The organism is Streptomyces sp. NPDC006296, from assembly GCF_040613235.1.
Lineage (GTDB): Bacteria > Actinomycetota > Actinomycetes > Streptomycetales > Streptomycetaceae > Streptomyces.
Genome location: NZ_JBEXRT010000029.1, coordinates 62171 through 88542, shown reverse-complemented (window position 1 = coordinate 88542; position 26372 = coordinate 62171). Strand labels below are relative to the sequence as shown.

Annotated in this window: 22 protein-coding genes; 9 read left to right on the top strand and 13 right to left on the bottom strand. The window is 74.6% G+C overall.

The window, feature by feature from the left end; all coding sequences use genetic code 11:
- Positions 1-10 precede the first annotated feature (10 nt).
- Positions 11-1963, bottom strand: coding sequence for an APC family permease (locus ABZ172_RS20780; RefSeq protein ID WP_356885219.1), 1953 nt, complete (start codon positions 1961-1963; stop codon positions 11-13).
- A 66-nt stretch (positions 1964-2029) separates the two neighbouring features.
- Positions 2030-4129, bottom strand: coding sequence for a UvrD-helicase domain-containing protein (locus ABZ172_RS20775; RefSeq protein WP_356885218.1), 2100 nt, complete (start codon positions 4127-4129; stop codon positions 2030-2032).
- 382 nt (positions 4130-4511) lie between these two features.
- Between ABZ172_RS20775 and ABZ172_RS20770 the strand changes: the two genes are divergently transcribed.
- Positions 4512-4703 (top strand): hypothetical protein, encoded by a 192-nt coding sequence (locus ABZ172_RS20770; protein WP_356885217.1) that lies wholly within the window; start codon positions 4512-4514, stop codon positions 4701-4703.
- Between the two features lie 133 nt (positions 4704-4836).
- Here the strand turns inward: ABZ172_RS20770 and ABZ172_RS20765 are convergent, their stop codons facing one another.
- Together ABZ172_RS20765 and ABZ172_RS20760 are read right to left on the bottom strand one after the other, a co-directional pair.
- Positions 4837-6480, bottom strand: coding sequence for a DNA repair helicase XPB (locus tag ABZ172_RS20765; RefSeq protein ID WP_356885216.1), 1644 nt, complete (start codon positions 6478-6480; stop codon positions 4837-4839).
- Positions 6481-6584: 104 nt separating this feature from the next.
- A complete protein-coding gene (locus tag ABZ172_RS20760) occupies positions 6585-9050 on the bottom strand; it encodes a helicase C-terminal domain-containing protein (protein WP_356885215.1) in 2466 nt (821 codons plus the stop codon).
- Between the two features lie 64 nt (positions 9051-9114).
- Between ABZ172_RS20760 and ABZ172_RS20755 the strand changes: the two genes are divergently transcribed.
- The 3 genes from ABZ172_RS20755 (at position 9115) to ABZ172_RS20745 (ending at position 11736) form a co-directional block, all read left to right on the top strand.
- Positions 9115-10428 (top strand): hypothetical protein, encoded by a 1314-nt coding sequence (locus tag ABZ172_RS20755; protein ID WP_356885214.1) that lies wholly within the window; start codon positions 9115-9117, stop codon positions 10426-10428.
- Between the two features lie 168 nt (positions 10429-10596).
- Positions 10597-11178, top strand: coding sequence for a sugar O-acetyltransferase (locus ABZ172_RS20750; protein WP_356885213.1), 582 nt, complete (start codon positions 10597-10599; stop codon positions 11176-11178).
- Positions 11179-11190: 12 nt separating this feature from the next.
- Positions 11191-11736: a TetR family transcriptional regulator gene (locus ABZ172_RS20745; protein WP_356885212.1), complete on the top strand. Its 546-nt coding sequence runs from the start codon at positions 11191-11193 to the stop codon at positions 11734-11736.
- Positions 11737-11821: 85 nt separating this feature from the next.
- Here the strand turns inward: ABZ172_RS20745 and ABZ172_RS20740 are convergent, their stop codons facing one another.
- The 3 genes from ABZ172_RS20740 to ABZ172_RS20730 are packed head-to-tail and all read right to left on the bottom strand — an operon-like array spanning position 11822 to position 14768.
- Positions 11822-12679 (bottom strand): ABC transporter ATP-binding protein, encoded by an 858-nt coding sequence (locus ABZ172_RS20740; RefSeq protein WP_356885211.1) that lies wholly within the window; start codon positions 12677-12679, stop codon positions 11822-11824.
- Entirely contained in the window at positions 12676-13761 is a 1086-nt protein-coding gene (locus ABZ172_RS20735) for an iron ABC transporter permease (RefSeq protein ID WP_356885210.1), read from the bottom strand. The genes ABZ172_RS20740 and ABZ172_RS20735 overlap by 4 nt, the downstream gene beginning before the upstream one ends.
- A complete protein-coding gene (locus ABZ172_RS20730) occupies positions 13758-14768 on the bottom strand; it encodes an iron ABC transporter permease (protein WP_356885209.1) in 1011 nt (336 codons plus the stop codon). The genes ABZ172_RS20735 and ABZ172_RS20730 overlap by 4 nt, the downstream gene beginning before the upstream one ends.
- 123 nt (positions 14769-14891) lie before the next feature.
- On the opposite strand from ABZ172_RS20730, the gene ABZ172_RS20725 reads away from it, so the two are divergent.
- Complete coding sequence (locus ABZ172_RS20725) at positions 14892-15509, top strand: HAD hydrolase-like protein (RefSeq protein WP_356885208.1); 618 nt, start codon at positions 14892-14894, stop codon at positions 15507-15509.
- 299 nt (positions 15510-15808) lie between these two features.
- On the opposite strand, the gene ABZ172_RS20720 is transcribed toward ABZ172_RS20725, so the two are convergent.
- The gene (locus tag ABZ172_RS20720; protein ID WP_356885207.1) at positions 15809-16045 is read right to left on the bottom strand and encodes a hypothetical protein; all 237 of its coding nucleotides are present in this window, start codon (positions 16043-16045) and stop codon (positions 15809-15811) included.
- Positions 16046-16212: 167 nt separating this feature from the next.
- Here ABZ172_RS20720 and ABZ172_RS20715 point away from each other — a divergent pair, with 167 nt between their 5' ends.
- Positions 16213-16596, top strand: a complete 384-nt coding sequence (locus ABZ172_RS20715) for a cold-shock protein (RefSeq protein ID WP_356885206.1) — start codon at positions 16213-16215, stop codon at positions 16594-16596.
- A 33-nt stretch (positions 16597-16629) separates the two neighbouring features.
- Here the strand turns inward: ABZ172_RS20715 and ABZ172_RS20710 are convergent, their stop codons facing one another.
- From ABZ172_RS20710 to ABZ172_RS20695, 4 genes are read right to left on the bottom strand one after another with little or no spacing between them, the layout of a single operon-like run.
- Positions 16630-17535, bottom strand: coding sequence for a 1,4-dihydroxy-6-naphthoate synthase (locus tag ABZ172_RS20710; RefSeq protein ID WP_356885205.1), 906 nt, complete (start codon positions 17533-17535; stop codon positions 16630-16632).
- Positions 17507-18223 carry a futalosine hydrolase gene (locus tag ABZ172_RS20705; protein ID WP_356885204.1) on the bottom strand — a complete coding sequence of 239 codons (717 nt, stop codon included), beginning with the start codon at positions 18221-18223 and terminating at the stop codon, positions 17507-17509. Before ABZ172_RS20705 ends, ABZ172_RS20710 begins: the two co-directional genes overlap by 29 nt.
- 25 nt (positions 18224-18248) lie before the next feature.
- Positions 18249-18731, bottom strand: a complete 483-nt coding sequence (locus tag ABZ172_RS20700) for a DUF2771 domain-containing protein (RefSeq protein ID WP_356885203.1) — start codon at positions 18729-18731, stop codon at positions 18249-18251.
- Positions 18732-18758: 27 nt separating this feature from the next.
- Positions 18759-20204 (bottom strand): MFS transporter, encoded by a 1446-nt coding sequence (locus ABZ172_RS20695; protein WP_356885202.1) that lies wholly within the window; start codon positions 20202-20204, stop codon positions 18759-18761.
- Positions 20205-20653: 449 nt separating this feature from the next.
- Here ABZ172_RS20695 and ABZ172_RS20690 point away from each other — a divergent pair, with 449 nt between their 5' ends.
- Positions 20654-21577 carry a DUF3027 domain-containing protein gene (locus tag ABZ172_RS20690; RefSeq protein ID WP_356885201.1) on the top strand — a complete coding sequence of 308 codons (924 nt, stop codon included), beginning with the start codon at positions 20654-20656 and terminating at the stop codon, positions 21575-21577.
- Between the two features lie 215 nt (positions 21578-21792).
- Entirely contained in the window at positions 21793-24969 is a 3177-nt protein-coding gene (locus ABZ172_RS20685) for a molecular chaperone Hsp90 (RefSeq protein WP_356885200.1), read from the top strand.
- An 18-nt stretch (positions 24970-24987) separates the two neighbouring features.
- Here ABZ172_RS20685 and ABZ172_RS20680 read toward each other — a convergent pair whose 3' ends face one another.
- Positions 24988-25251, bottom strand: a complete 264-nt coding sequence (locus ABZ172_RS20680; RefSeq protein ID WP_356885199.1) for a hypothetical protein — start codon at positions 25249-25251, stop codon at positions 24988-24990.
- Positions 25252-25501: 250 nt separating this feature from the next.
- On the opposite strand from ABZ172_RS20680, the gene ABZ172_RS20675 reads away from it, so the two are divergent.
- Complete coding sequence (locus tag ABZ172_RS20675) at positions 25502-26368, top strand: calcium-binding protein (RefSeq protein WP_356885198.1); 867 nt, start codon at positions 25502-25504, stop codon at positions 26366-26368.
- Positions 26369-26372: the final 4 nt, after the last annotated feature.

Here is a 26372-nt window from a genome sequence, read left to right as displayed (position 1 = left end):
TGACGCGCGGTCAGTCCAGCGGAGGCGCCTGACCCGACTCCAGCACCCGCAGGGCGCGGGACGCGTCGAACGGCAGGATCGTCACCGCGACGTGCGGCAGCCGGCCCAGCGCCCGGGCCATCTTCTCGCCGGTGCCCCGGTGCAGCACCTTGCCCAGCACATTGGTGTACATCCGCCGGGGCACCAGCACCGTCAGCGAGGTCTCCCCGTCCTCCGTGCTGCGGACCGCCAGGTCCCGCATCGCCTGCCGCAGCCTGCGGTCCGGGCAGGCGACGAGTTCCAGGGGGACCGAGGTCGCCGACGTCCTCTCCCAGGCGGCCGACAGCCGCCGGGCGTGCGCCTCGTCGACCGCGAAGTGCACCGCCCGGACCGTGTCGGGCCGCAGCTCGTGGGCGTACCGCAGTCCCTTCAGCGCCGTCAGGTCCAGCGTGTCGACCAGGACGAACACCTGGTGCCGGCGGGCCCTCGGCCGGTCCGTGCCCAGCGGGAGCCGTGCCAGGGCGGCGGCCTCGTGCCGGTACTCCCGGTTGATCCGGGTCAGCGCCCAGACCCCGAGCGGGAAGATCACCACGACCAGCCAGGCGCCCTCGGTGAACTTCGTGACCGCGAAGATCAGCACCACCGCCGCGGAGACGGCCGCCGCGAGCAGATTGACCGTGATCTTCACCCGGCGCAGCGGCTCGCGCCGGCGCAGGTGGTACGCGGTCAGTCCGGCCCCGGCCATCGTGAAGGCGCTGAACACCCCGATCGCGTACAGCGCCACCAGCCGGTCCACGCTGGCGCCGGTCGCCAGCAGCAGGGCCAGCGAGACGACGCTGAGCGCGATGATGCCGTTCGAGAACGCGAGCCGGTGACCGCGCCGGGTGAGCACCCGGGGCAGGAACCGGTCCTCCGCGACGAAGCTCGCCAGGAAGGGGAAGCCGGTGAAGGGTGTGTTGGCACCCGTGTAGAGGACCAGCGCCGTCGCCAGCTGCACGAAGACCAGCCCCACCGTCCCCACCGGCCCGCCGCCGAAGACGAGCCGCGCCTCCTGGGCGATGACGGTCGGGGTGCCGTCGGTGTACGGCACGGCGTGCGTGTAGTGGGCCAGCGTCGAGACGCCCAGGACCAGCACGGCGAGCACACAGCTCATGGCGATGAGGGTGCGCCGGGCGTTGCGGCCCTGCGGTTCGCGGAAGGCGGAGATGCCGTTCGAGATCGCTTCGAGCCCGGTCAGGGACGAACCGCCGTTGGCGAACGAGCGCAGCACGATGAACAGCGTCGCGCCGTAGAGCCAGCCGTCGCCGGGGGTGCCCAGCGGAACCACACCCGCGGCGTGCAGATCGGCGCGCGGCAGCTCCCCGGTGATCCCGCGCACGGCCGCCGCGACGAGGACCAGCCCGATGGCGGCGATGAAGAGGTACGCCGGAAGGGCGAACATCCGGCCCGCCTCGCGGATGCCCCGCAGGTTCCCGTACGCGAGCAGGACGATCACCGCCACGGAGACCGGCAGCTGGAGGTGGTCCAGCCCCGTCCAGTTGTCGCCGACCAGGTGGGCCAGCGAGATCAGGGCGTTGGTGCCGGCCGAGACCTGGACGGCGACGGTGACGATGTAGTCGACGAGCAGCGCCACCGCGGCGATCTGCGCGACGTTCGGCCCGAAGTTCTCCCGGGCCACCACGTAGGAGCCGCCGGCCCGGGTGTAGATGCTGACGACATCGCTGTAACAGAGCGTCAGCAGCAGCAGCACCAGCAGGATCGCACCGGTCAACGGCATGATCATGGTGAAGGCGGCGGCCCCCACCACGGGCACCAGGACCCGCAGCATCTCCTCGGAGCCGTACGCCGACGAGCTGATGCAGTCGGAGGCGAGCACCCCGAGCGCCGTCCGGTTGTCCAGCTTCTCTTCGCTGATGCGCTCCGTGGTGAGCGGCTTCCCGAGGATGCGCCGCTTGAGGCGGTACGCCGGCTGGTCGAGGGTCATGCGCCCATCACAACGGGCACCCGCCCGGGGGCCGTGCAGGCACAACGGGCGGGCACTCGTACGGTGTCAGCCGAGCTGCTCCGGCAGCGGCGACGCGTGCAGGACCACGAGCCCGGAGACCGCACGGGTCAGGGCCACGTACAGACGGCGCAGCCCCGTGCGTTCGTCGGGTTCGCCGTCGACCACGGCCGCCGGTTCGTCCAGGACCACGTGGTCGTACTCCAGGCCCTTGGCCAGCGAGGCCGGGACCAGGGTCAGCCGGGACTCCGCGGTCGTCTCCTCGCCGGGGGAGAGCAGACCGAGCCCGGCCTCCGAGAGCGCCGCCGCCAGGGCCGGCACACGGGCGTCGGCCGCGATCAGCCCGACCGACCCCTCGTGGCGCAGCGCGTCCTCGCAGGCCGCGACGGCCGCGCCGGTCAACTCCCCGGCCGACGCCACCTCCCGCACCACGAGGGAACCGGGCGACTCGCGCACCGACTCCACGGGGGCGAGGCCGGGCGAGATCGCGGGGAGCAGCCGGGAGGCGTACGCGATCACCTCCCGCGGCACACGGAAACCGGCCGTCAGCTCCTCGACGACCGCGTCCGGCTTGCCCAGGTGGAACAGCGCCTGCTCCCAGCTGCGCGTCGACCACGGAGTGGTCCCCTGCGCCAGGTCGCCGAGCACCGTCGCCGAGCCGGTCGAACAGCGGCGGCCCACCGCGCGGTACTGCATCGGGGACAGGTCCTGGGCCTCGTCGATGACGACATGGCCCAGCGAGTGCGTCCGGGCCACCAGGTCGGCGGCCTCGTCGATCAGGACCGCGTCCGCCGCCGTCCACTTCGCCGACCGCACACTGCGGGCCGGCCTGGCCGACAGGACGTGCTTCTGCTCCTCCTCGGTGAGGAGGCCCTCCGCGTGCGCGGCCAGGAAGGCGGCGTCGTTGAGGAGCCGCAGCACGAGCTTCGCCGGGTCCACGGCCGGCCAGACCGCCTTCACGGCCGCCTTCACCGCGGGATCGCGCGCCACCGCGTTCTGCACCCGGTCGTCCGGTGCCTCGCCCGCCTCCTCCATCCGCACCAGCACGGCGTGCGCGATGCGCTGCGGAAGGGCCTCGTGGGCGGCTCCGTACCGCATGTCGCGGGCCAGCAGCTCGGTGACCATCTCCTCGACCTCGTACGCCGGGATCCGCCAGCGGCGGGAGCCGCGCACCACCACGACCGACTCGGCCGGGGGCGTCACATGGGAACGGAGCGCCCGCCGCAGCACCTCCGCCATCCGGGCGTCGCCCTTGATCACCGCGGCGGCGGCCTCGTCCGTGCCCCGCACCTCGACGCGCGCCGCCACCAGGTCCTCGACGGTGGCCTGCTGCACCTCCAGCTCCCCGAGCGCCGGCAGGACCTGCTCGATGTAGTGCAGGAACGACCGGTTCGGGCCCACCACGAGGGTGCCGGTGCGGGCCAGTCGCTCGCGGTGCGCGTACAGGAGGTACGCCACCCGGTGCAGGCCCACGGCCGTCTTCCCGGTGCCCGGACCGCCCTGCACGCACACCGTCCCGCCGAGCCCGCTGCGCACGATCTCGTCCTGCTCGGGCTGGATCGTCGCCACGATGTCGCGCATCGGCCCCACACGCGGCCGCTCGATCTCCGCCTGGAGGAGCTTGCTGGTCCGCTCCTCCTCCGCCGGGTCGGTGAGCCGCTCGTCCTCGTACGCGGTCAGCTCCCCGCCGGTGTAACCGAAGCGGCGCCGCCGGTCCACGTCCAGCGGGTCGTTCCTGGACGCCCGGTAGAACGGCTGGGAGACGGGGGCCCGCCAGTCGATGACCATGGGATCGCCGTGGGCGTCGTGGACGTGGCGGCGGCCGATGTAGAACCGCTCGCCCTCCCTCGGCCCGTCACCCCCGGCCGGGGCGCCGGGGGCGGCACCTCCCGGCGCGCCCTCCGCGCCGACCTCGTGCAGGTAGTCGAGGCGGCCGAAGAACAGCGGGGTGTGGGAGAGGTCGGCGAGCGCCTTGATGCGGTCGTCGATCTGGGTCTGCAGCACGGCGGCGTTGACCCAGTTCGCCGTGACGTCGCGGATGTCGAGGGACTGCACGTCCTCGCGCATCGCGCGGAGCGCGGCACGGGACGCGGCGAGGTGGTCCCGCTCCCTGACCAGTGGATCGATGGACTCTTCGTGCGCGGGCACGGTGTTGCCTCCGGCATGTCGACGCAGGACGGCGGACAGGGCTCACCGCCCGGTCCGCTCGGGGACGTTCACACAGATGCGTACGCGGGGTGGGTGCGTACGGCTGATCTCGTCGGCCGGTTTCCGTCCGGTCGGCGGCGCTCCCCCGGCTGCCGGCCGCTCGGAAGGGCTGGCCGGTACCACGGTGCGGGAGGCGGGCAGACCGGCGATTCTAGCGACCGCCGCTCCGGGGAGCGAGCGATATCCCCGGGTCCCGCCTCCCCGGGGTCTCCCTCCGCTTCCCGTAGGGGATCGGGTGCGACTTCCGGCCGATCCCGGTACCCGTGCGCTTCGGCCCGCAGACCGATGCCCGGGCGTGGGTCACCGGAGCACCATGGAACACATGAGCACCGTTTATCTGAACCCGCAGAGGACCGGCCCCGCGCACGGCGCGACCGCGGCGACCGGACACACCCCCACCCACCGCCTGGGGAACGCGGTGCGCGCCGTGTCGGTCTTCGCACGCACCGCGTTCGGGGTGGCCGTCCTCGGCGAGTACGCGGAGGAGGCCGGCGTCGTCCGCCGCCACCGCTGACCCGTCCGGGACCCCGCCCGGACCTGCGGGCCCCCGGTCCGCCGGCCCCCGGGCCGTCCTGTGCCGTCGCCCTCCCGGCCGGTGCCTCCGGTCCGTCCTCCAGGCCTGTCTCCCGGCCCGTCCCTCCGGCCGGTCAGTTCTCCGTCAGCAGCTCGTCCGCGTCGACGATCCGATACGCGTAGCCCTGCTCGGCCAGGAACCGCTGGCGGTGCGCCGCGAAGTCCTGGTCGATCGTGTCGCGGGCGACCACCGAGTAGAACCGGGCCTCGTGCCCGTCCGCCTTCGGCCGCAGCACCCGGCCGAGCCGCTGCGCCTCCTCCTGGCGCGAGCCGAACGTCCCCGACACCTGGATGGCGACCGTGGCCTCCGGAAGGTCGATCGAGAAGTTCGCCACCTTCGAGACGACCAGCACGCTGATCTCGCCCTCACGGAACGCGCCGAACAGCTTCTCGCGCTGCGCGTTGCTGGTCTCGCCCTTGATCACCGGGGCGCCCAGGTGCTCACCGAGCTCGTCGAGCTGGTCGATGTACTGCCCGATGACGAGGGTCTGCTCCCCCTGGTGCTTGCGCACCAGCGCCTCGGTCACCTTGCGCTTCGTGTCGGTCGTCGCGCAGAACCGGTACTTCTCCTCGGCCTCGGCCGTCGCGTAGGCGAGGCGCTCCGAGTCCGTGAGGTTCACCCGCACCTCGACGCAGTCGGCGGGCGCGATGTAGCCCTGCGCCTCGATCTCCTTCCACGGGGCGTCGAACCGCTTGGGCCCGATCAGCGAGAAGACGTCCGACTCGCGTCCGTCCTCGCGCACCAGCGTCGCCGTGAGGCCGAGGCGGCGACGGGCCTGGAGGTCGGCGGTGAACTTGAAGACGGGGGCGGGCAGCAGGTGCACCTCGTCGTAGATCACCAGACCCCAGTCGCGGGAGTCGAAGAGCTCCAGGTGCGGGTAGATCCCCTTACGGCGGGTGGTCAGCACCTGGTACGTGGCGATGGTGACCGGCCGGATCTCCTTGCGCGTCCCGCTGTACTCGCCGATCTCGTCCTCGGTCAGCGAGGTCCGCTTCACCAGCTCGTGCTTCCACTGCCGGGCCGAGACGGTGTTGGTGACCAGGATCAGCGTGGTCGCCTTGGCCTCGGCCATCGCACCGGCCCCGACCAGCGTCTTGCCGGCGCCGCAGGGCAGGACGACCACACCGGAACCGCCGTGCCAGAACCCGTCGACGGCCTGTCGCTGGTACGGGCGCAGCGCCCAGCCGTCCTGGTCGAGCTCGATCGGGTGCGCCTCGCCGTCGACGTAACCGGCGAGGTCCTCGGCCGGCCAGCCCAGCTTCAGCAGCGTCTGCTTGATCTGCCCCCGCTCGGAGGGGTGCACGGCCACGGTGTCCGGGTCGAGGCGCGCCCCGACCAGCGGCTGGACCTTCTTCGAGCGGAGGATCTCCTCCAGCACCGGCCGGTCGTTGGACGTCAGCACCAGACCGTGGGCCGGGTGCTTGGACAGGGTGAGGCGGCCGTACCGCGCCATCGTCTCGGCGATGTCGACGAGCAGTGCGTGCGGCACGGGGTAGCGCGAGTACTCCACGAGCGCGTCGACGACCTGCTCGGCGTCGTGCCCCGCCGCGCGGGCGTTCCACAGGCCGAGCGGGGTCAGCCGGTAGGTGTGGATGTGCTCGGGTGCACGCTCCAGCTCCGCGAAGGGCGCGATGGCACGGCGGCAGGCCTCGGCCTGCTCGTGGTCGACCTCCAGGAGTAGCGTCTTGTCGCTCTGGACGATGAGGGGTCCGGTCACGCGCGTCGGCCCTTTCGGCGTGGGGTCGCCGCCCGGATGCGAACGGCCAAACGTCCAGTGTGCCGCATCGGGGACCGGAGCGGGGGAGCGCTGCGCGCGGTCCCCTACTCCGCCGCGTCGTCCGCGAGCTCCGCGACGCCCGTGATGCGGTGCAGCGGATAGGTCCGCACCTCGTCGGCCGTGTGGTCGTAGGCCGTCACGAAGCCGCCCTCCACCTTGACCGGGGCGATCACCCGCTGGCTGGCCGCGCCGTCCGCGTTGACGTAGCCGATCCAGACCGCGGAGCCGGTCATCGCGGCCGCCTGCACCGTGGCCAGGGTCTCGGCCGGGGTGGTGCGGGGGAGGGCGCCCGTGGCGGACGTGGTGGTGGCGTCCTTGTGGACGGCGCGGGCCGCGGTGTCACCGGCCCGGACGGCCCGGACCGCGGCGGCCAGCAGTGTGGCGTCCGGGACCGGAGGGCCCTCGGGGACGGGCACGGGCGGTGTGCGGGGCGGAGTGCGGCGGGCGCCGGCCCGGGTGATCAGGACGTCGCCCTCGGCGGATTCGGCGGCCGGGGCGTACCCCATCTCGCGCAGTCCTTCGAGCAGGGCTCCCGGATCGGCCTGCGCGGCCAGGACGGTCGGTGCGAGCCGGCGCAGCCGCAGGGCGGCCGAGCGCTTGTCGGCCAGGATCTCGTTGAGCACGGCCTCGTCGTCGCAGCGTACGTAGGCGGAGGCGGCGCCGATCCGGAGGTGGCCGTGGCGGCGCGCCACGTCGTCGATGAGGTAGCTCAGCGGCTGCGGCACGGGGGTGCGGCTGTGGGTGGCGAGGAAGGCGTGGAGGTCGGTCGCGGCCCGTCCGGCGTCGAGTGCGCGGCGGACCGAACCGGGGGTGAAGCGGTAGACGGTCGCGCCGCCCTTGGACTCGATGTCCGCGAGCACCGAGAGCATGTCGGCGAGCGGGCGTTCCAGCGGACCGGGAGCGACCGCCGTCAGGTCCGCCTGGAGCAGGACGTGGTCCAGGGGCTCCGGGATCAGCGGGGCGAGGCGGGCCGCGGCCTCGTCGGGGCCCTCGTCGAGGAGCGCCCGGGCCTGGGAGGACAGCGCGCCGCGGCCGGTGACCCCCAGCAGCTCCGCCTCGTTGACCGTCCACAGGGCGATCCTGGAGCGGAGGTCGGAGGCGTCGCCGGGGGCCGGAGGCCCGCCCGGTCCGCCGGTGCGCAGCGGCCGTTCCCAGCGGAGCCGGGCCAGCAGGGTCTGCGGGTCGGCGGCGCTGCCCGGCGGGAGGGTGGCGAAGAGGGTCAGGATCCGGCGGCGCACCTCGGGCGCGGCCGAGCGGTCCAGGTCGGGGCCGAGCGCCGACAGCGCCCGGCCCTTGGAGTCCTGGCCGCCGACCAGGCCCGCGGTGCGGGTGGCGGCGAGCCAGGCGCCGACGAGGTGGGTCCAGCGGTCCTGCGCGGGGAGGTCCAGCCACTCGTCGGAGGCGGGGGTGGGGGCGTACCGCTCGTCGGTCTCGCCGTCGGAGGCCAGCAGACCGGCGGCATAGGCCAGTTCGATCCAGAAGGCGGCGACCGGCTCGGGGACGTCGAGCGCCCCGGCGGCACGCTTCAGATCGCGCACGCTCAGGCCGCCCGCGCGGAGGATGGCCGGGCCGCCGCCGTCCCACAGCTTCAGCAGTTCCTCGACGGTGGACAGCGCCATGAAGCCCTGGCTCGCCGCCGCTCTGTCCACAGCCTGGGGATCCCGCTCGGCCGTCACCGCGAGCGCCGGGGCGACGGGCTCGGGCACCCGGTGGGCGCGGCCGGCCCGCAGGTGGAGCGCCGCCTCGCGCGGCAGGACGACGGTGCGGGTCGAGACGGGCAGCAACAACCCGCGGTCGCGCAGCCATTGCACGGGAGGGGTGGGATTCGGGGTGACCTCGCCGTACGGCGGCCCCCAGACCAGCCGGTCGAGCACGGCGAGCGCCTCGACCGGTGCGGTGTCCAGCAGTTCGGCCATCAAGGACCGGTCCGTGAACAGCCCGGTCAGGGCGGCGACGGCGGACACCGGGTCATGGGTGGCCGGCAGTCCGGCGGCGGCCAGGATCTCCTGGAGCCTGCCGGGCGACATCCCGGCCGTCGCCTCGGAGACGGTCGGGCCGAGCCCGGTGGGGGAGGGGTGCTGCGGGGAGGGGGCGAGCAGTTCGCGGGCGGTGCGCACGAGGCGCAGAGCGGTGTCCTCGCCCCAGACCAGGGCCTGTTCGCGCAGGGTCGCCAGTGCGCCGGGCAGCGCGGCGGTGATCGCCGCGCCCGCGTCGTCGCGCCCTTCGCCGTCGTCCTGGCCGTCGCCGGTGAGCAGCGCGAGCAGCGTGTCGTACGGCGCCGGGTCCGGGGCCACCGCCAGCGCCTCCGCGGTCTGCAGGGCGAAGCGGTCCAGGTGCTCCAGGGCGCGGACGACGGAGGCGCGGGTACCGGCCCGCGTCGCCAGCTGGGTGATGTCGCTCGGCACGGGACTGAGCAGGTCGGGGCGGGCGCGCAGCAGCCCTGCCAGCGAGTCGTCGCCCCGGGTGCGCAGAGCCTCGGCGAGCGTGCGCGGTGGTGTGGTCGTCCCCATCCGTCCCACGGTAGCCGCTGGAACGCTACCGTCGGGGCAGGGCAGGTGGAGGGAGAACCATCGCGTGGGTATCGAGAGCGACCGGCTCGTCTTCGACTATCTCAGCCGGGTCGGTGACCTGGCGCAGCAGCAACAGCTGTCCTCCGGCGCCCGGATGAGACTCGTCGCGACGCTGCGGGGGGAGATCGACCGGCAGCGCGGCACCGACGGCGCGGACTCCCCCGCCTCGGTGCGGCGCATCCTCGGCAGGATCGGCGCACCCGGTGAACTCGTCTCCGCAGCGGCCGAGTCGGGGGACGGGACGGTGTCGCTGCCGTCCCCCAGGACCGACGGAACGGCGGGCGCGGCGGGTCCGCGCGAGGTGCCGAGGGCGCGGCGGGGGATGCTCCGTAAAGACGTGTTGCGCAAGGGCGCGTCGCGGGGCGCCGGGAAGTCCACGGAACCGGCGCCCGCGCAACCAGGATCCACGGAACCGGCGCCCGCGCAACCCGGGTCCGCGAAACCGGCGTCCGCGAAACCGGCGTCCGCGGAACCCGGATCGGCTGACCCCGGGCCGGTGAGCCCGGAGGCCGGTGGCGCCGGGGCCGGGGGCCGGGGGGCCGAGAGCGCCGGGACCGGTGAGCCGGACCGCCGGGCGCCGCTGTCCGACGAGCCGGCCCCGGACTGGCCGGCGGCGTCGGCCCCGCACATGGCGGGCCTGGACCAGGCCCTGTCGGAGGAGCAGTCCGCGTGGTGGCTGGTCGAGCCCGGGCCCTTCGGCGAGGGCGGGCAGGGCGCGCCGGCCGTCCCGGGGCCCATGGGGCCGGGCACGGCCGTGCCCGGGTTCGTGGGCGGGCTGGAGAGCCCGGAGCTGTTCGGGTTGCCGAGCGCCCGCAGGCCTCCGGGGTCGCGCGCACCGGAGGAGAAGGAGGAGCCCGGCCCGGCGGCGGAGGGCGAGGAGGCCGCGGCGGCGCCCGTACCCGTGCCCCCGCTGCGCAGGAGACTGCGGCTGCGCCGGCCCCGGCGGGTCGTCGTGGACGGCGGGGGAGCCGCCCGGCCCCGGCTCTCCCACCCCTTGCTGCTGCTGGCCGCCGCGCTGCTCGTGGCCGGTGCGGTGCTCGGGTCGTGGCTGGCGCTCGCGGGCGGCTGGCTGCTGGCGTACAGCTCGCGCAAGTTCTCCCGGGCGGAGGCGAAGTGGGTGGCGATGGGCCTGCCCGGTGTGGTCGTGGCCGGTGCCTTCGTCTGGCTGTGGGGGCGGATGGACGGCCGCTGGGGCGATCCGCTGGCCGAGGGGGCGGTGGGCGACGCGATGACGGACCTCTGGCCCGTGGTGGTGCGGGTGGCGGCGGTGGCCTCGGCGCTGTACCTGGTGTGGCGGGCCCGCAGGCTCCCGGGGTGACGGCGCCCGGGGCGGCGGTGCCCCGGCCGGCCCGGCGCGGCGGACGGGGGCCCGCAGTCGCCCGGCCGATTCCCGCAGCGGCCCGGACGAGGGGGCCGCGGGGCGTGCCCGGAGATTCACGCTGCACGGGAGTGTACGTTCGTACATTTCACGGGTACCCTCGTGCGCATGCCGACGGACTACTTCGCCAACGATCCGCGCACCCACCTGGAGCGGATGCTCGCGGGTGACCTCTACATCGCCGACGATCCCGAGATCGCCCGGCGGCAGCAGCGGGCCATGCGCCTCGCGGCCCGCTTCCAGGCGGCCTACACCGAGGACGCCGACGCCGCCCGGACGATCCTGGCCGAGCTGCTGGGCTCGGTGGGCGAAGGCGTCGACCTGCGCCCTCCGCTGTACGTCGACTACGGCAGCAACATCGCCATCGGGGCCCGGACCTTCGTCAACTACCACCTCACCGCGCTGGACGTCGCGTCCGTCACCATCGGCGAGGACTGCCAGATCGGGCCCAACGTCCAGCTGCTCACCCCGACCCACCCCGTCGAACCGGGTCCCCGGCGCGACAAGCTCGAAGCCGCGCTCCCCATCACCATCGGGGACAACGTCTGGCTCGGCGGCGGCGTCATCGTCTGCCCCGGGGTCACCATCGGCGACAACTCCGTGATCGGCGCGGGTGCGGTCGTCACCAAGGACGTCCCCGCCGACGTCGTCGCCGTGGGCAACCCCGCCCGTGTCGTCCGCTCCCTCTGACGCGGACGCCCCATGGCCACCGGACGCACGGACCCGCAGCGGCGCGACCGCATCCTCGCCGCCACGCTCGACCACATCGCCGAGGAGGGCGTCGCCGGCGTCTCCCACCGCAAGATCGCCGTCCGCGCCGACGTCCCGCTGGGCTCGATGACGTACCACTTCGACGGCATGGACGACCTGTTGCGGGAGGCGTTCACCCGCTTCGCCGACCACATCGTGGCCGTGTTCGAGCTGCACCTCGGCCGGGTCGGCACCGCCGAGCAGGCGCGGGAGGCCGTCGTCGACCTCATCCACGTGCTCTCCGAGGGGCCCCGCCGGGACCTCGTCCTCACCCAGGAGCTCTACACCCTGGCCGCCCGGCGCGACGAGTACCGCGAGCTCACCCACGCCTGGATGAACCGCAGCCGCCGCCTGCTGGAACAGCACTTCGACCCGGACACCGCCCGCACGCTGGACGCGCTGATCGAGGGCCTGGCCCTGCACCGGTCGCTCGACACCGAGCCGCAGAGCCGCGCGCTCACCCGGCTGGCGGTGCGCCGGATGACGTCCGGCGCCTGAGGCGGCCCGCCCCGCCCGGACGTCCCCCGAACCGCCTGTGGGGCGCGGACCTGACCCCGCGCCCCACAGGCACCGCCCGCACCGCTCAGCCGGAGGCGCCGGGAGCCCAGGGGGCCCCGGGCACCACGAGCGGCGATCCCGTGACCGGGTCCGGGACGACGACGGCCTCCAGGCCGAACACCTCACGCACCAGTCCGGCCGTGACGACGTCACCGGGCGGCCCCTCGGCCACGATGCGGCCCTCCTTCATCGCGATGAGGTGGTCGGCGTACCGGGCGGCCTGGTTGAGGTCGTGCAGGACGGTGACGACGGTCCGCCCCCGGGTGCCGTCCGCCGCCGGGGCGGCGAGCCGGCGCACCAGGTCCAGGACCTCGACCTGGTGCGCGATGTCGAGGTACGTGGTGGGCTCGTCCAGCAGCAGCAGGTCCGTGTCCTGGGCGAGTGCCATCGCGATCCACACGCGCTGGCGCTGGCCCCCGGACAGCTCGTCCACCGGCCGTTCGCCGAGCGCGGTGACATCGGTGCGCTCCATCGCCTCGGTGACCGCGCGCTCGTCCTCGTCCGACCACTGCTGCCACCACCTCTGGTGCGGCTGGCGGCCCCGCGCGACCAGGTCGGAGACGGTGATCGCCTCGGGCGCCACGGGTGTCTGGGGGAGCAGCCCGACCGACCGGGCGATGGTGCGGGTGGGGATGCGGGAGAGCTCCGTGCCGTCCAGGAGCACCGCCCCGCCGGCCGGCCGCAGCAGCCGGCCGAGCGCCCGCAGGGTCGTGGACTTCCCGCAGGCGTTCGGGCCGACGACGACCGTCACGCGCCCGTCGGGGACGTCCAGGTCCAGCTCGTGGACGACGGTGCGGTCGTCGTAGGCCAGGGTCAGGGCACGCGCGGTGAGCCTGGACGTGCCGCTGCCCGTCGTGCCGGGCCCGGTGAGAGTCGTCTTCATGCGTCGCCTCCAGCGCGGCCACCGTGGCCACGGACGATCAGCCAGATCAGATACGGGGCGCCGACCGCCGCCGTGAGCACCCCCACCGGGAGTTCGGTGGGGGAGAAGAGCCTGCGGGCCAGCAGATCCCCGGACACCACGATCACGGCGCCGAGCAGGGCCGAACACAGCAGCGGGATCTGCGCCGTGCGCGTCATGCGGCGGGCGATCTGCGGGGCGAGCAGCGCCACGAAGTCGACCGGCCCGGCCGTCCCCGTCGCCACGGACGCCAGGACCACCCCGAGCCCCACGAGTCCCAGGCGTACGCGTCCGAGGCGGACGCCCAGCGCGGTCGCGGTGTCGTCGTCCATCGTGACGGTCCGCTGCGCCCGGGCCGCCCACAGCACGGCGGGCAGCAGGACGAGGAGCGCCCAGCCGATCGGGGCGGCCTCGTCCCAGCCGCGGCCGTTGAGCGAACCGGTCATCCAGATCTGCGCCTGCTGGGCGACCAGGTAGTCGCCCTTGGTCAGGAACAGCGTCGTCACCGACCGCAGGGCGATCGCGAAGCCGATCCCGATGAGGACGAAGCGGGTCGCGTGGAGCCCGCCGCGCCACGCGAAGACGTACACGAGGGCCGCGGCGGCGACACCGCCGAGGACCGAGAGGTAGGGCAGGACGGTGTACGAGGTCAGGCCGAAGGTCATCGCGCCGACGGTCAGCGCGCCCGCCCCCTGGCTGACGCCGATGATGTCCGGGCTGGCGAGCGGATTGCGGGCGACGGTCTGGATCAGCGCCCCGGCGATCCCGAACGCCGCGCCGACGAGCAGGCCGACCACCATCCGCGGCAGCCGCAGCGTGCCCACGACCAGCTCGTCCGGGGAGGGCCGGCCGAGGACGACCTTCACGGCCTCCGCGGGCGCCACGAAGCTCTCGCCGACGCAGAGGTAGGCGACGCAGAGGGCCGTCAGGGCGACGGCCAGTGCCACCGCGACGAGCGCCGCCCGCCGGTGGACCAGGAAGCGGCCCCGCCTCCCGACCCGTACGACCCGGTAGCCGGCGGGCCGGACCGGGGTGCGTACGGCTGCCGCCGTGTCCGCGCTCATGCGGGCACCGCCTTCCTGCGGACGAGGGCGACGAGGAACGGGACCCCGATCAGGGCCGTCATGACACCCGCCGGGACCTCGCCGGGCGGGAACAGGATCCGGCCGACGACATCGGAGACCAGCAGCATCACCGGACCGACCAGGGCCGCCATCGGGAGCACCCAGCGGTGGTCGCCGCCCACGATCGCGCGGGCGAGGTGCGGGACGGCGAGACCGACGAAGGCGATCGGGCCGGCCGCCGCGACGCCCGCCCCGGTGAGCACCGTCGCCCCGACGCCGCCGACGATCCGGACCGCCGCGACGTTCTGCCCCAGGCCCTTCGCGACGTCCTCGCCGAGCGCCAGCGCGTCGAGTCCGCGCGCCACGGACAGCACCAGGACCGTGCCGATCAGGAGGAACGGCCAGATCTGCTGGGCGACCTGGGCCTCACGGCCGGCGATCGAACCCACCTGCCAGAAGCGGAACTCCTCCAGTGCCGAGGCCCTGGTAGTGAGCACCGCCATGGTCACCGAGACCAGCAGGGCGTTGATCGCGGCCCCGCCCAGCGCGAGCTTCACCGGCGTCGCACCGCCACGGCCCCGGGAGGCCACGGCGTACACGGCGACGGAGGCGACGGCGGCCCCCGCGAAGGCGAACCACACATAGCCGGTGAGGGTGTGGATCCCGGCGAACGCGATGGCCAGCACCACGGCCACCGACGCGCCCTGGCTGATCCCGAGGATCCCGGGGTCGGCGATCGGGTTGCGGGTGATGCCCTGGAGCACCGTGCCCGCGAGGGCGAGCGCCGCACCGACCATCAGCCCGATCAGGGTGCGCGGCACCCGCATCTGCCGGATCACCTGGGCGGCGTCCGAGTGCCCGCCGTGCAGCAGGGCGTCCAGGACCGCGGACGGTGCGATCGTCCGGGCGCCCACGGCCAGGCTGAGCAGGACGGACAGCAGCAGGGCGACGACGGCGGCGGCGGTCGCGAGGGCGCGTCTGGACAGGCGTGGAGCGGCGGCTGCCATCGGAACCAATCAGGTGGACGGGGAACGGGATCCGGCACGGAACGGCTGATCACGAGGTAAGGCTTGGCTAAGTGTATGTGGGCGCCACGGATCCGGTCCGGGGCGGTGGGCACAATGGAGGGCATGCCCTCACCCACCCTGACGGTCGGCTTCGACCTCGACATGACCCTCATCGACTCCCGGGCCGGCATCAAGGCCGCGTACCTGAGGCTGGCCGCCGAGACGGGGGCGTCCATCGACACCGACCTGGTCGTCAGCCGCCTCGGGCCGCCGCTGGAGGAGGAGATGGCCAACTGGTTCCCGGCCGACGCCGTCGCCGGGGCCTGCGACCGCTACCGCGCGCTCTACCCGGACACGGCGATCACACCGACCACCGCGCTCCCCGGCGCCCGGCAGGCCGTGGAAGCCGTCCAGGCGCTCGGCGGGCGGGCGATGGTCGTCACCGCCAAGTACGAACCGAACGCCAAGCTGCACCTCGCCCACCTCGGCATCGAGGCGGACGTGCTGATCGGCGGGCTCTGGGCCGAGGGCAAGGCGGAGGCGCTCCTGGAGCACGGCGCACGGATCTACGTCGGCGACCACACCGGGGACGTGCGCGGGGCGCACGCGGCCGACGCCCTGGCGGTGGGCGTGCCCACCGGACCGTGCGACGCGGAGGAACTGCGCGCGGCCGGGGCCGACGTGATCCTCCCGGACCTCACGGCGTTCCCCGCCTGGCTGCGGACCCGCACGGCCTCCTGACCCGCACGGCCTCCTGACCCGGCCGGCCGAGCCGCCGCACCCCGCGCGCCCGGACCCGGCGGCCCGGACCGCCGCACTCCCCGCCGCGCGGCACGCGGCCGGGGACCGAAGGGTGCTCAGAAGAAGGCCGGGGCCGAAGGGCTCAGCAGGGGCCCGGGCCGAGGGGCTCGGGAGACGCCGCTCTCCGTCGAGCCGGACGCCGGTCGGGAGCGGGCGCACGAGCACCCGGTTCGCGCCAATGTCGTCCGGCGGCGTTCACACGCGGGAGTGGCGGTCCGCGGAGCGCGAGGCGCCGTCCGTCACCTCGTCGCGGCGCGGTCGGGGGAGTTCTTCCACACCGACCGGACCACCCCCGCGGCGGCGATCAGGAAGCCCAGCCCCATCAGCATGCACACCGCGTAGGCGACGGGCGGGAAGGGCTCGGTGCCCAGGAACAGGGGGGCGACGGTCACGAGCGTGGCCAGGGCGCCGACGAAGAAGACGATCGCGCCGACCTGTACGAGCCGGTCGCCTGCACGGGAAGGAGTAGTACTCACCCGGCCAGGGTAGTTCCCAGCTCGGCGGAACCCTCCGGCGACGTCTTGTGCCCCGCCCCCGGGCCATTAGCCTGGGGCACGGCGGGTCGGAGACCCGCCGTACCGCTCTCCGGAGCCGTTCCCGCGGCTCTCCCGCGCACCGACGAGACACGAGGACGAGGACAGACGTGCCCACGGGTAAGGTCAAATGGTTCAATTCGGAAAAGGGCTTCGGCTTCCTTTCCCGCGACGACGGCGCAGACGTCTTCGTCCACTCCTCCGTTCTCCCGGCCGGCGTCGAAGCGCTGAAGCCCGGTCAGCGCGTCGAGTTCGGTGTGGTCGCCGGCCAGCGCGGCGACCAGGCGCTCTCCGTGGTGATCCTCGACCCCACACCGTCCGTCGCCGCCGCGCAGCGGCGCAGGCCGGACGAGCTGGCCTCGATCGTGCAGGACCTGACGACCGTCCTGGAGAACATCACGCCGATGCTGGAGCGGGGCCGCTACCCGGACAAGGCCGCCGGCGCGAAGATCGCCGGACTGCTGAGGGCGGTCGCCGACCAGCTCGACGTCTGACGGGTGGCCGGGCCCGCGGCCCGGCCACCGCCGTCAGCGGCCGGTGACGGAGAGGGCGTCCGGGGCGAGCGCCGGCACGAGGCCCTCGGCCGCCGCCCGGGTCAGCAGGCCGCGGACCGCCGCGTAGCCGTTCTCGCCGAGATCCGCGGTGAACTCGTTGACGTACAGGCCGATGTGCTGGTCGGCGACGGCCGGGTCCATCTCCTGGGCGTGCTCCAGCACGTACGGACGCGAGCGCTCCGGGTCGTCCCAGGCCATCCGCACCGAGGTGCGGATCGACTCCGCCAGCCGGTGCAGCGTCTCCTCGCCCAGCGAGCGCTTCGCGATGATCGCGCCCAGCGGGATCGGCAGGCCGGTGGTCGACTCCCAGTGCTCGCCCATGTCGGCGAGGCTGTGCAGGCCGTAGTTCCGGTACGTGAAGCGGGCCTCGTGGATGACCAGCCCGGCGTCCACCCGGCCGTCCCGCACCGCGGGCATGATCTCGTCGAACGGCAGCACCACGATCTCGCCCACCCCGCCGGGCACGGCCTCGGCCGCCCACAGCCGGAACAGCAGGTAGGCGGTGGAGCGCTCGCTCGGCACGGCGACGGTCTTCCCCGTCAGGTCCGCACCCGCCTCCCTGGTGAGGACGAGCGGCCCGCAGCCGCGCCCGAGCGCCCCGCCGCACGGCAGCAGGGCGTACTCGTCGAGCACCCGGGGCAGCACGGCGTAGGACACCTTCAGCACGTCGAACTCGCCGCGCTCGGCCATGCCGTTGGTCAGGTCGATGTCGGCGAACGTCACGTCGAGGGCGGGCGCGCCGGGGACCCTTCCGTGCGCCCAGGCGTCGAAGACGAAGGTGTCGTTCGGACACGGCGAGAAGGCGATCCGCAGCGCGGGGAGCGGGGCTCCGGCCGGGGCGGTCGCGGGGTCAGTCACGGTGTCGGTCGAGTCGGTCATGCCGGGTCCAACTTTCCACTACGGGTGCGGTCTTCCCGAACGCCGCGGTGAGCGCCGCCAGGGCGTCGCCGATGCGCCAGGCCGCGCGGTCGCGCGGCCCCACGGTGTTCGAGACGGCCCGGAGCTCCAGCGCCGGCACGCCGAACCGGTCGGCGGCCTCCGCGACACCGAAGCCCTCCATGGCCTCGGCGACGGCTCCGGGGTGTGCGGCCAGCAGTTCGGCGGTGCGGGCCGCGCTGCCGGTCACGGTGGAGACGGTGAGGACGGGGCCCGGCACGGCGCCGGTGGCCTCCGCCAGGTCCCGCACGAGGTCCCCGGGCGGCAGGAAGGTGTCCCTGCCGAAGCCGAGACCGGTGACGGGCACGAAGCCGTCCGCGGTGGCGGCGCCGAGGTCCGCGGCGACGATGCCGGTCGCCACGGCGAGCGAGCCGAGGGGCGCCGCGGGCGCGAAGCCGCCGCCGATGCCCGCCGAGACGACGAGCGCGTACGGCTCCGGGGCGGGCGCGGCGAGGGCGAAGGCCGTGGCGGCCGCCGCGGCGGCGGGACCCACCCCGCCGGCGAGGACGTCGAACGGGCCGGCCCGGTGCAGCTCGCCGCCCGGTACCCCACGCACCTCCGCCCCGGTCCCGAACGCACGCGTGACCGCGTCCCGCTCGGCCGGGACGGCGGTCACGACAAGCACCCGCACGGCGGTGATCCTCGGGGTCAGGGGGTCAGGACGTCTTCTTGAGCTGGAAGTGCCAGACGCCGGCGAGCTTCTGACCCTTGGTCTCGACGATGCTGATCTGCGTCTTGTCCGCGGTGGTCTCGCCCGTCTGGCTGGCGAAGAAGGCGCTGCCCGGGATCGAGCGGTAGGTCTTCTTGTACGGCTCCTGCTCGGCCTGCTGACCGTTGATGAACAGGGTCCAGCCGTTGTCCGCGATCTCGGGGTCGACGCCGAAGCGGACCTTGTCGTCCATGGCGACCTCGACGGTCTTGTCCGCCTTCTTGTTGAGGCAGCCCTGGATCTCGGACTCCTTGAGGGCGTTGCCGTCGTTGTAGCAGGCGGCCTCGGTGCTCACCGAGTTGTCGCCGACCGTCACGGTGGCGAGCGGCGTCGGCTTGTCGCAGGCGGACAGGACAAGGAGCCCCGCGGACACGGCACCGAGAGCGACGCCGATTCGACGGCTCTTACCGGAGAAGAACGGAACGGTCATGCGCCGAAGGTTATCGGTCGGTGCCGCTCACGCCACGCGGGGGTGCGGTGAGCCGCGCCGCGCGGCCCCCAGGAGGCCCCGTACGGAGGCGCTCGCGCCGAGCGCGAGGATCCCGGCGGCGACCGACATGCCGAGTACGCCGTTGAGGGGGAGGGCGATGCCGATGGCGCCGCCCGCCACCCAGGACATCTGGAGCAGCGTCTCCGAGCGCGCGAAGGCCGAGGTGCGCACCTCCTCCGGCACGTCGCGCTGGATCATCGCGTCCAGCGACAGCTTGGACAGGGCCTGGGTGAAACCGGCGACCGCGGCGAGCGCGGCGACCATCACCGTGCTGAAGAAGACCGCGGCGAGCACCGCCACCCCCAGGGCGAGCCCCAGCACCGTGGCGACGATCAGCTCGGGGCCGCGGGCCCTGAGCCAGGATCCGACCGCGGTGCCGAAGGCGTTGCCGGCCCCGGCCGCCACGCCGACGATGCCGAGGGAGACCGCGGCGCTCTGCCCCGCCAGCGGGTGCTCCCGCAGCAGGAACGCCAGGTAGAAGATCAGGAAGCCGGAGAGCGCGCGGTGCGCGGCGTTGGCCTGGAGGCCGTGCAGGACGGACGGCCCGACGGAACGCAGTCCGGGCGGCTTCTCCCTCCCCTTCCTCCCGGTCCTGGTGCTGCCGGCCCTCGCCCCCTTGCCGGCCCCGGCGCGGTCCCCGGTGGCCGGGGCCGGCGGGGGCGCGGCCTCCTCGTGCGGGACGACGAGACGGGCCTTGCGCTCGCCCTTCGCGGAGTCGACCTTGGGGGGCAGGGTGAAGGCGAGGACGGTTCCGCCCAGGAAGATCGCGCAGGCGCCGTAGAGCGGCCAGGGCGAGCCGATGCCCTGGAGCACCGCGCCGACCGGGGCGGCGACACCGGTGGCCAGCAGCCCGGCCAGGGTGACCCGGGAGTTGGCCTTCACCAGGGAGAACCGGGGCGGCAGGAGACGCGGGACGACGGCGCTGCGCACCACCCCGTACGCCTTGGAGCAGACCAGGACGCCCAGCGCCGCCGGATAGAGCTCCAGGCCGCCGGTGGCCACCGCGCCGGACATGGTGACCGCGAGCACCGCCCGCGCGAACATGGCCCCGGCCATCGCCGCCCGCCGGCCGTGCGGCAGCCGGTCCAGGAGCGGGCCGACCACCGGGGCGAGGAGGGTGAAGGGGGCCATCGTGACCGCGAGGTAGAGGGCGACGCGCCCGCGCGCCTCGTCGGTCGGTACGGAGAAGAAGACCGTGGAGGCGAGCGCCACGGTGATCATGACGTCGCCCGCGCCGTTGACCGCGTGCAGCTCGATCAGCTTGCCGAGGCCGGACTCGCCCGCCCCGTGCGCGTGGGTCGCCTTCCTGATGCCGCGCGCCGTACCGGTGAAGGGCGCGCGCAGGGCACGGCCCATCGCCCTGCCCACCCTGCGGAGCGGGCCGGATCCGTCGGACGACCTGGCGGCGGCCACGTGGTCATAGTGCCCCACCCCCTGCCGGGACGAACCCATGATCGCGTCGGGGGCGGGGACCGCCGCTCCGTCGGGTGAGTCCGCCGCGGCCGGAGAACGGCCTGAAAACGGCCGGGACACACCAGGGGACCCGCGTGTTTCCGGCCCCGTGCGACGGCGGTGCCGGGACCGGTCCGCAGGGGTTACGCACCTGATTGGGACGGGCAGGTGGGCTCGGGGCGGCGGAGAGGGTAGCGTGCACTCACGCGCCACCGGCGGTTGTTCTTGGCCGCGCGCCTCTCCGCGATCCCGCAGAATGGGTGGCAGAAGGCGCGCCCGAGGCAGGCACAACGGGTGTGGACGTCGACGCGGCCCCCAGGTCCGCTCCGCCCGCAACCGTATGGCCGAAATCGGACATCGATGGAGCTGCTGGCGCGCTCGTAGACGGCGTATGGAGAGAAGCGAGACCTGTGAGTGCTGCGACGACGCGAAGCCGTACGACCCGTACCCCCGCCCCCGACCGTCTGTGCGCCGAGGCGGTAGACCTCGCACGCGCGGCGGCGGAGGAAGCCGCCGCGCCCGGAGTGGTGGGTGAGCACGTGGCCCTGGTCTCCGAGGGGGACCGGGTCGTCACCCACTACTTCGAGTCCAAGGAACCCGGCTACCGGGGCTGGCGCTGGGCGGTGACGGTCGCCCGTGCCTCCCGCGCCAAGAACGTCACCCTGGACGAAACGGTGCTGCTGCCCGGCTCCGACGCGCTCCTCGCCCCCGAGTGGGTGCCCTGGAGCGAGCGGCTGCGGCCCGGCGACATGGGGCCCGGCGACCTCCTGCCCACCGAGGCGGAGGACCCGCGCCTGGAGCCCGGCTGGACGGGCGAGGACGAGCCCCTGCCGAACTCCGCCGTCTCCCGGGAGCTGGCCGCCCTCGCCGACGAGGAGGACGCGGAGCTGACCACGCCGCCCGCGACCAGCCGCGGCTCGATCACCTCGGTCGCGGAGGAGCTCGGCACCCGCCGTGCCCGGGTGCTGTCCCGCTACGGACTGGGCCTGGCCGCGGACCGCTGGGACGAGGAGTTCGGCGCGCGGACGCCCATGGCGCAGGCGGCGCCGGCCTCCTGCGTCACCTGTGCGTTCCTGGTGCCGATGACGGGCTCGCTGCGGCAGGCCTTCGGGGTCTGCGCCAACGAGTTCGCCCCGGCGGACGGCCGGGTGGTCTCCCTGTCGTACGGCTGCGGCGGGCACTCCGAGGCCGCGGTCATGCCGAAGCCGCCGAAGCCGGCGCCGCACGCGCTGGACACCGTGCGGGTGGACGCGTACCCGCTGCGTCCGGCGGACGACTCCGGCTCGGTCCCGGACCGGCCCGACGGCTCGACGGACGACCTCGGCCACTCCTGACCCACGGCCCCCACGGGGCCCGGCACACCGCCGGGTCCCCGCCCCGCCGTGCCGCTGACCGCTCCGCCCGCGCACCCTCCCGGGCGCCGACGCACCGGGACCGGGGCCCGGGCCGTGCCCGTGGGCGGAGGGGACGCCGTGGTTCCCGGTCGCGGTACCTTCGGGCGCACACTGGGCGTCACGGGTCACCGGAAGAGCGGAGTACGAGCGTGGGCATGAAGGCGACCGAGGGGGCCGATCCGTTCGGGACGGCGCGACTGCGGCGCGGCGTGCTCGACGCCTGGGGCGCGGGTCCCGCGCGCTTCCGCGAGGACGCCAACGCCGAGGAGGACCTCGCGCTCGGCGGCTACCGCGACCGGCTCGTCGTCGAACTGGCGCAGAACGCCGCCGACGCGGCCGCCCGCGCCGGCGTCCCCGGCCGGCTCCGCCTCACCCTGCACCCGGCCTCCGGCGACGGCCCCGCCGTCCTCGCCGCCGCCAACACCGGTGCCCCGCTCGACGCCACCGGTGTCGAGTCGCTGAGCACCCTGCGGGCCTCCGCCAAGCGCGAGGGCCACGAGGCGTCCGTCGGCCGCTTCGGCGTCGGCTTCGCCGCCGTCCTCGCCGTCAGCGACGAGCCCGCCGTGACCGGGCGGCACGGCGGTGTCCGCTGGTCCCTCGCGGAGGCCCGCGACCTCGCGCACCGGGCGGCGGTCGGCAGCCCCGGCCTCGGCGACGAGCTGCGCCGCCGCGACGGTCACGTACCGCTGCTCCGGCTCCCGCTGCCCGCCGAGGGCAGCGCGCCCGACGGGTACGACACCGTCGTCGTGCTGCCGCTGCGGGACCGCGTCGCCGAGGACCTCGTGGGCAGGCTGCTCGACGGGGTCGACGACGCGCTGCTGCTCACCCTGCCGGGTCTCGACGAGGTCGTGATCGAGGTCCCCGACGGGGTGCGGACGCTGCGGCGCTCGCAGCACGGCCCGTACACCCACATCGACGACTCCGCGCACGGCCTCGGCCGCTGGCGCACCGCCGGCGGCCAGGGCCCCCTGGAGCCCGCGCTGCTCGCCGACCGGCCCGTCGAGGAACGGCTGCGCCCGCACTGGTCGGTGACCTGGGCCGTGCCCGTCGACGAGGACGGGGCGCCGCTGCCCCCGCGCACCGCGTCCGTCGTGCACGCCCCGACGCCCACCGACGAACCCCTCGGCGTCCCCGCGCTGCTGATCGCCTCGCTGCCGCTCGACACCACCCGCCGGCACCCCGCGCCCGGCCCGCTGACCGACTTCCTGGTGCAGCGCGCCGCCGACGCCTACGCGGAGCTGCTCGCCGCGTGGGAGCCCGTCTCCGTCGCCACGATCGCGCTGGTGCCGGGCGCGCTCGGTCAGGGGCCGCTCGACGGCGCCCTGCGCGCCGCGATCCTGGAGCGGCTGCCCCGCATCGCGTTCCTGGCGCCCGCGGCGCCCCGCGATCCCGCCGAGGCGGTAGGCCGGTGGGACGACTGGGACGGTGCCGCGGCCCCGGGCCGGGACACCGCAACGCTGCGCCCGATCGAGGCCGAGGTGGTCGAGGGCGTCGGCGCGGAGACCGTACGGGTCCTCGCCGAGGTCCTGCCCTGCCTGCTGCCCGCCGGGCTGGAGCGCCGCACCGAGCTGCGCACCCTCGGCGTCGCCCGGGTCCCGCTGACCGAGGCCGTCGACCGGCTGGCCGGCCTGGAGCGTGCCCCGGAGTGGTGGCGCCGGCTGTACGACAGCCTGGCCGGTGTCGAGCCCGACCGGCTCTCCGGGCTGCCCGTCCCCCTCGCCGGGACCGCGGACGTGCCCCGCACCACCATCGGTCCCCGGCAGGTGCTCCTGCCGCTGCCGGACGCGCCGGCCTCCCCGGTCCTCGACCGGCTGGCCCGGCTCGGGCTGAAGGTCGCCCACCCGGACGCCGCGCACCCGCTGCTGGAGAAGCTGGGCGCGCTGCCCGCCACCCCCCGGGCCGTCCTGACGACCCCGCAGGTCCGGGCCGCCGTCGCCGGTTCGCTGGACGCGGGCGAGATCTGGGACGAGGACGCCCTGGACGCGGACGAGCTCGCCGAGACCGTCCTCACCCTCGTCCGCGACGCGGACCTCGCGCCGGGCGACGAGCCGTGGCTCGGGGCGCTGGCCCTGCCCGACGAGGACGGCGAACCGGCGCCCGCCGGCGAACTCGTGCTGCCGGACAGCCCGTTCGCCCAGGTCATGCGGGAGGGCGAGCTCGCCCTGTGCGACGCCGAGCTGGCCGGGCGCTGGGGCGAACAGCCGCTGACCGCCTGCGGGGTGCTGGCCACCTTCGCCCTCGTCCGGGCCACCGACGTCGTCCTGGACCCGGACGAACTGGAGCCGCGGGACAGCGACTTCGCCGAGCCCGACGACGCCGGCCTGCTCGACGCCGTCGACGTGTGGTGCGAGGACGTCCTGGACCAGCTCCCGGACAGCCCGGTGCCCCCGGTCGCCACGGAGATCACTGCCGTGCGCGACCTGGACCTCGTGGACGACGACGCCTGGCCGCAGGCCCTGGCGATGCTGGCCCGGCCGCCGCTGCGCGACGCGCTGACCCAGCCGGTGCGGGTGCTGCTCCCCGACGGCACGACGCAGTCGGTGCGGCCCTACACCGCGTGGTGGCTGCGCGACCACCCGGTGCTCGACGGCCGCCGCCCGGCCGGTCTGCGCGCGGCCGGCGGCGACCCGCGCCTGGAGGGCCTGTACGACGCGGCCGACGCGACGGGCTTCGACGACGCGCAGGTGCTGCGCGCCCTCGGGGTGCGCACCTCGGTGGCCGCGCTCCTGGACGAGCCGGGCGGGGCGGCGGAGCTGCTGGGGCGGCTCGCGGACGAGGAGCGCCCCGTCGGCCCGGTGCAGCTGCACTCGCTCTACACGGCGCTGGCCGAGCTGGACCCCGAGGACGTCACGCTGCCCGACGAGCTGCGGGCCGTCGTGGACGACGAGGTGCGGGTGGCCGACGCGGCGGACGTGGTGATCGCCGACGCCCCCGACCTGCTGCCGCTGGCCGGTGGCCTCCCGCTGCTGCCGGTGGCCCCGGCACGGGCGGCGGAGCTGGCGGAGCTGCTCCAGGTGCGGCGGCTCGGCGAGAGCGTCGAGGCCGCGGTGACGACCGAGGGGGAGGAGCACCGGGTGCCGGACCCGGTGCGGATCCTGCTCGGCGCCGGGACCCCCGACCGCTACGTCGAGCACGGCGAACTGCGCGCGGGCGGCGTGGAGCTGGACTGGCGCCGCACCCCGGACGGGGTGGTCCACGCGTCCACCCTGGAGGGGGTGGCGGCCGGTCTCGCCTGGGCCGCGGGGCAGTGGCCGCGCCGCTTCGAGGTGGCGGCGCTGCTGGAGGACCCGTCGCGCACGGAGGAGCTGGCACGGGACCGCTGGTTCGACTGAGCGGCGCCCCGCCGGGGCTCAGAGCTCCTTGACGTACCGGTGCGCGTCGGCGAGCGAGGCGAGGGGATGGCGGTCGCGGACGGCCTTGACCGCGGCGACCTCGCCGTGTTCGCCGCGCACCGCCCGGACCTCGGCCTCGTCCACCCGGCTCCGGAACTCCTCGTACGAGCCGTACCGGTCCCGGAACGCGCGCTTCCGCCTGCGTAGGACGCGGTCGGCGGCGAACGCCACCGCCGCCCCGGCGATCCCGACCGCGACGACTCCGGTGAGCGGGTCGATCATCGGTGTCCTCCGATACGGGGCCGGGATCCTGGCGGAACCCGGGAAAATCGCGGCCCCGGAGGGCCCTGTCGGTCCAGCCCAGCGAAGAAGCCACCTGGCCGGTGTGATCTTCACAGGAAAGTCATCGGGTGAGCACAACCTTTCACGAGGATGAACTGTCTGGGTGTGTGGAGTCAGCAGACTCACCGACCACACGGGGACCGTCGGACGTGGGACTTGCCACGGCCCCCCTTCTCCACTTGGGGAACACATGCGTATTCGTGCCACTGTCGCCGCTGTTTCCGGCGCCCTGGCCCTGTCCGCCCTCGCCGTCCCGGCGGCGCAGGCGGGCGACCAGGCCGCTCCGGGCCTGGACAAGCCCACCGCGGCCGAGGCGTTCGGCCTCGGGGCCCAGGCCCCGCGTGCGGCGGCCCGTGCCGCCGTCGCCGAGCCCGTCATATCCAAGGTCGTCATCAACGGCGGCAAGGACATCGTCGTCGGCACCACGGCCTCGAAGAAGATCACCGTCTCGGTCACCGCCTCCCACCCGTCCGGCATCGCCGACGGGTACGTCGACCTGTGGCACGGCTCGGACGTCGAGACGAACATCGACGGCTGGGTGGCGCCCAACGAGGACGCGGCGACCTGCACCAGCTCCAGCGCCACCACCGCCACCTGCAAGATGACGATCACCATCCTCCCCGGCGCCGACCTGTACAAGAACGCGCTGGCCGGCACCTGGCACGTCACCGCAGGTGCGCTCGCCGGTGACCAGTCCTCGGTCGCCTGGAACGACTACCACTCCACCGCCCGGGTCCAGCGCCTCTCCAAGGTCACCGTCAACGCCGCCCCGGAGCCCGTCAAGAAGGGCAAGACCCTCACGGTCACCGGCAAGCTCTCGCGCGCCAACTGGGAGACCGGCACGTACAAGGGCTACGCCACCCAGTCCGTCAAGCTGCAGTTCCGCAAGAAGAACAGCAGCACCTACACGACCGTCAAGACCATCAAGTCGAGCAGCACCGGTGCGCTGAAGACGACCGTCAAGGCGTCCGTGGACGGCTACTGGCGCTACAGCTTCGCCGGTACGTCGACCACCCCGACCGTCACGGCCGCGGGTGACTTCGTCGACGTGAAGTAGTCCC

Bases quoted from the DNA above. Each gene is read 5' to 3' on its own strand.
- ABZ172_RS20780 (WP_356885219.1), bottom strand. From the start codon at position 1,963: ATGACCCTCGACCAGCCGGCGTACCGCCTCAAGCGGCGCATCCTCGGG.
- ABZ172_RS20770 (WP_356885217.1), top strand. From the start codon at position 4,512: ATGAGCACCGTTTATCTGAACCCGCAGAGGACCGGCCCCGCGCACGGC.
- ABZ172_RS20760 (WP_356885215.1), bottom strand. From the start codon at position 9,050: ATGGGGACGACCACACCACCGCGCACGCTCGCCGAGGCTCTGCGCACC.
- ABZ172_RS20750 (WP_356885213.1), top strand. From the start codon at position 10,597: ATGCCGACGGACTACTTCGCCAACGATCCGCGCACCCACCTGGAGCGG.
- ABZ172_RS20745 (WP_356885212.1), top strand. From the start codon at position 11,191: ATGGCCACCGGACGCACGGACCCGCAGCGGCGCGACCGCATCCTCGCC.
- ABZ172_RS20740 (WP_356885211.1), bottom strand. From the start codon at position 12,679: ATGAAGACGACTCTCACCGGGCCCGGCACGACGGGCAGCGGCACGTCC.
- ABZ172_RS20735 (WP_356885210.1), bottom strand. From the start codon at position 13,761: ATGAGCGCGGACACGGCGGCAGCCGTACGCACCCCGGTCCGGCCCGCC.
- ABZ172_RS20730 (WP_356885209.1), bottom strand. From the start codon at position 14,768: ATGGCAGCCGCCGCTCCACGCCTGTCCAGACGCGCCCTCGCGACCGCC.
- ABZ172_RS20725 (WP_356885208.1), top strand. From the start codon at position 14,892: ATGCCCTCACCCACCCTGACGGTCGGCTTCGACCTCGACATGACCCTC.
- ABZ172_RS20710 (WP_356885205.1), bottom strand. From the start codon at position 17,535: ATGACCGACTCGACCGACACCGTGACTGACCCCGCGACCGCCCCGGCC.
- ABZ172_RS20700 (WP_356885203.1), bottom strand. From the start codon at position 18,731: ATGACCGTTCCGTTCTTCTCCGGTAAGAGCCGTCGAATCGGCGTCGCT.
- ABZ172_RS20685 (WP_356885200.1), top strand. From the start codon at position 21,793: ATGAAGGCGACCGAGGGGGCCGATCCGTTCGGGACGGCGCGACTGCGG.
- ABZ172_RS20680 (WP_356885199.1), bottom strand. From the start codon at position 25,251: ATGATCGACCCGCTCACCGGAGTCGTCGCGGTCGGGATCGCCGGGGCG.
- ABZ172_RS20675 (WP_356885198.1), top strand. From the start codon at position 25,502: ATGCGTATTCGTGCCACTGTCGCCGCTGTTTCCGGCGCCCTGGCCCTG.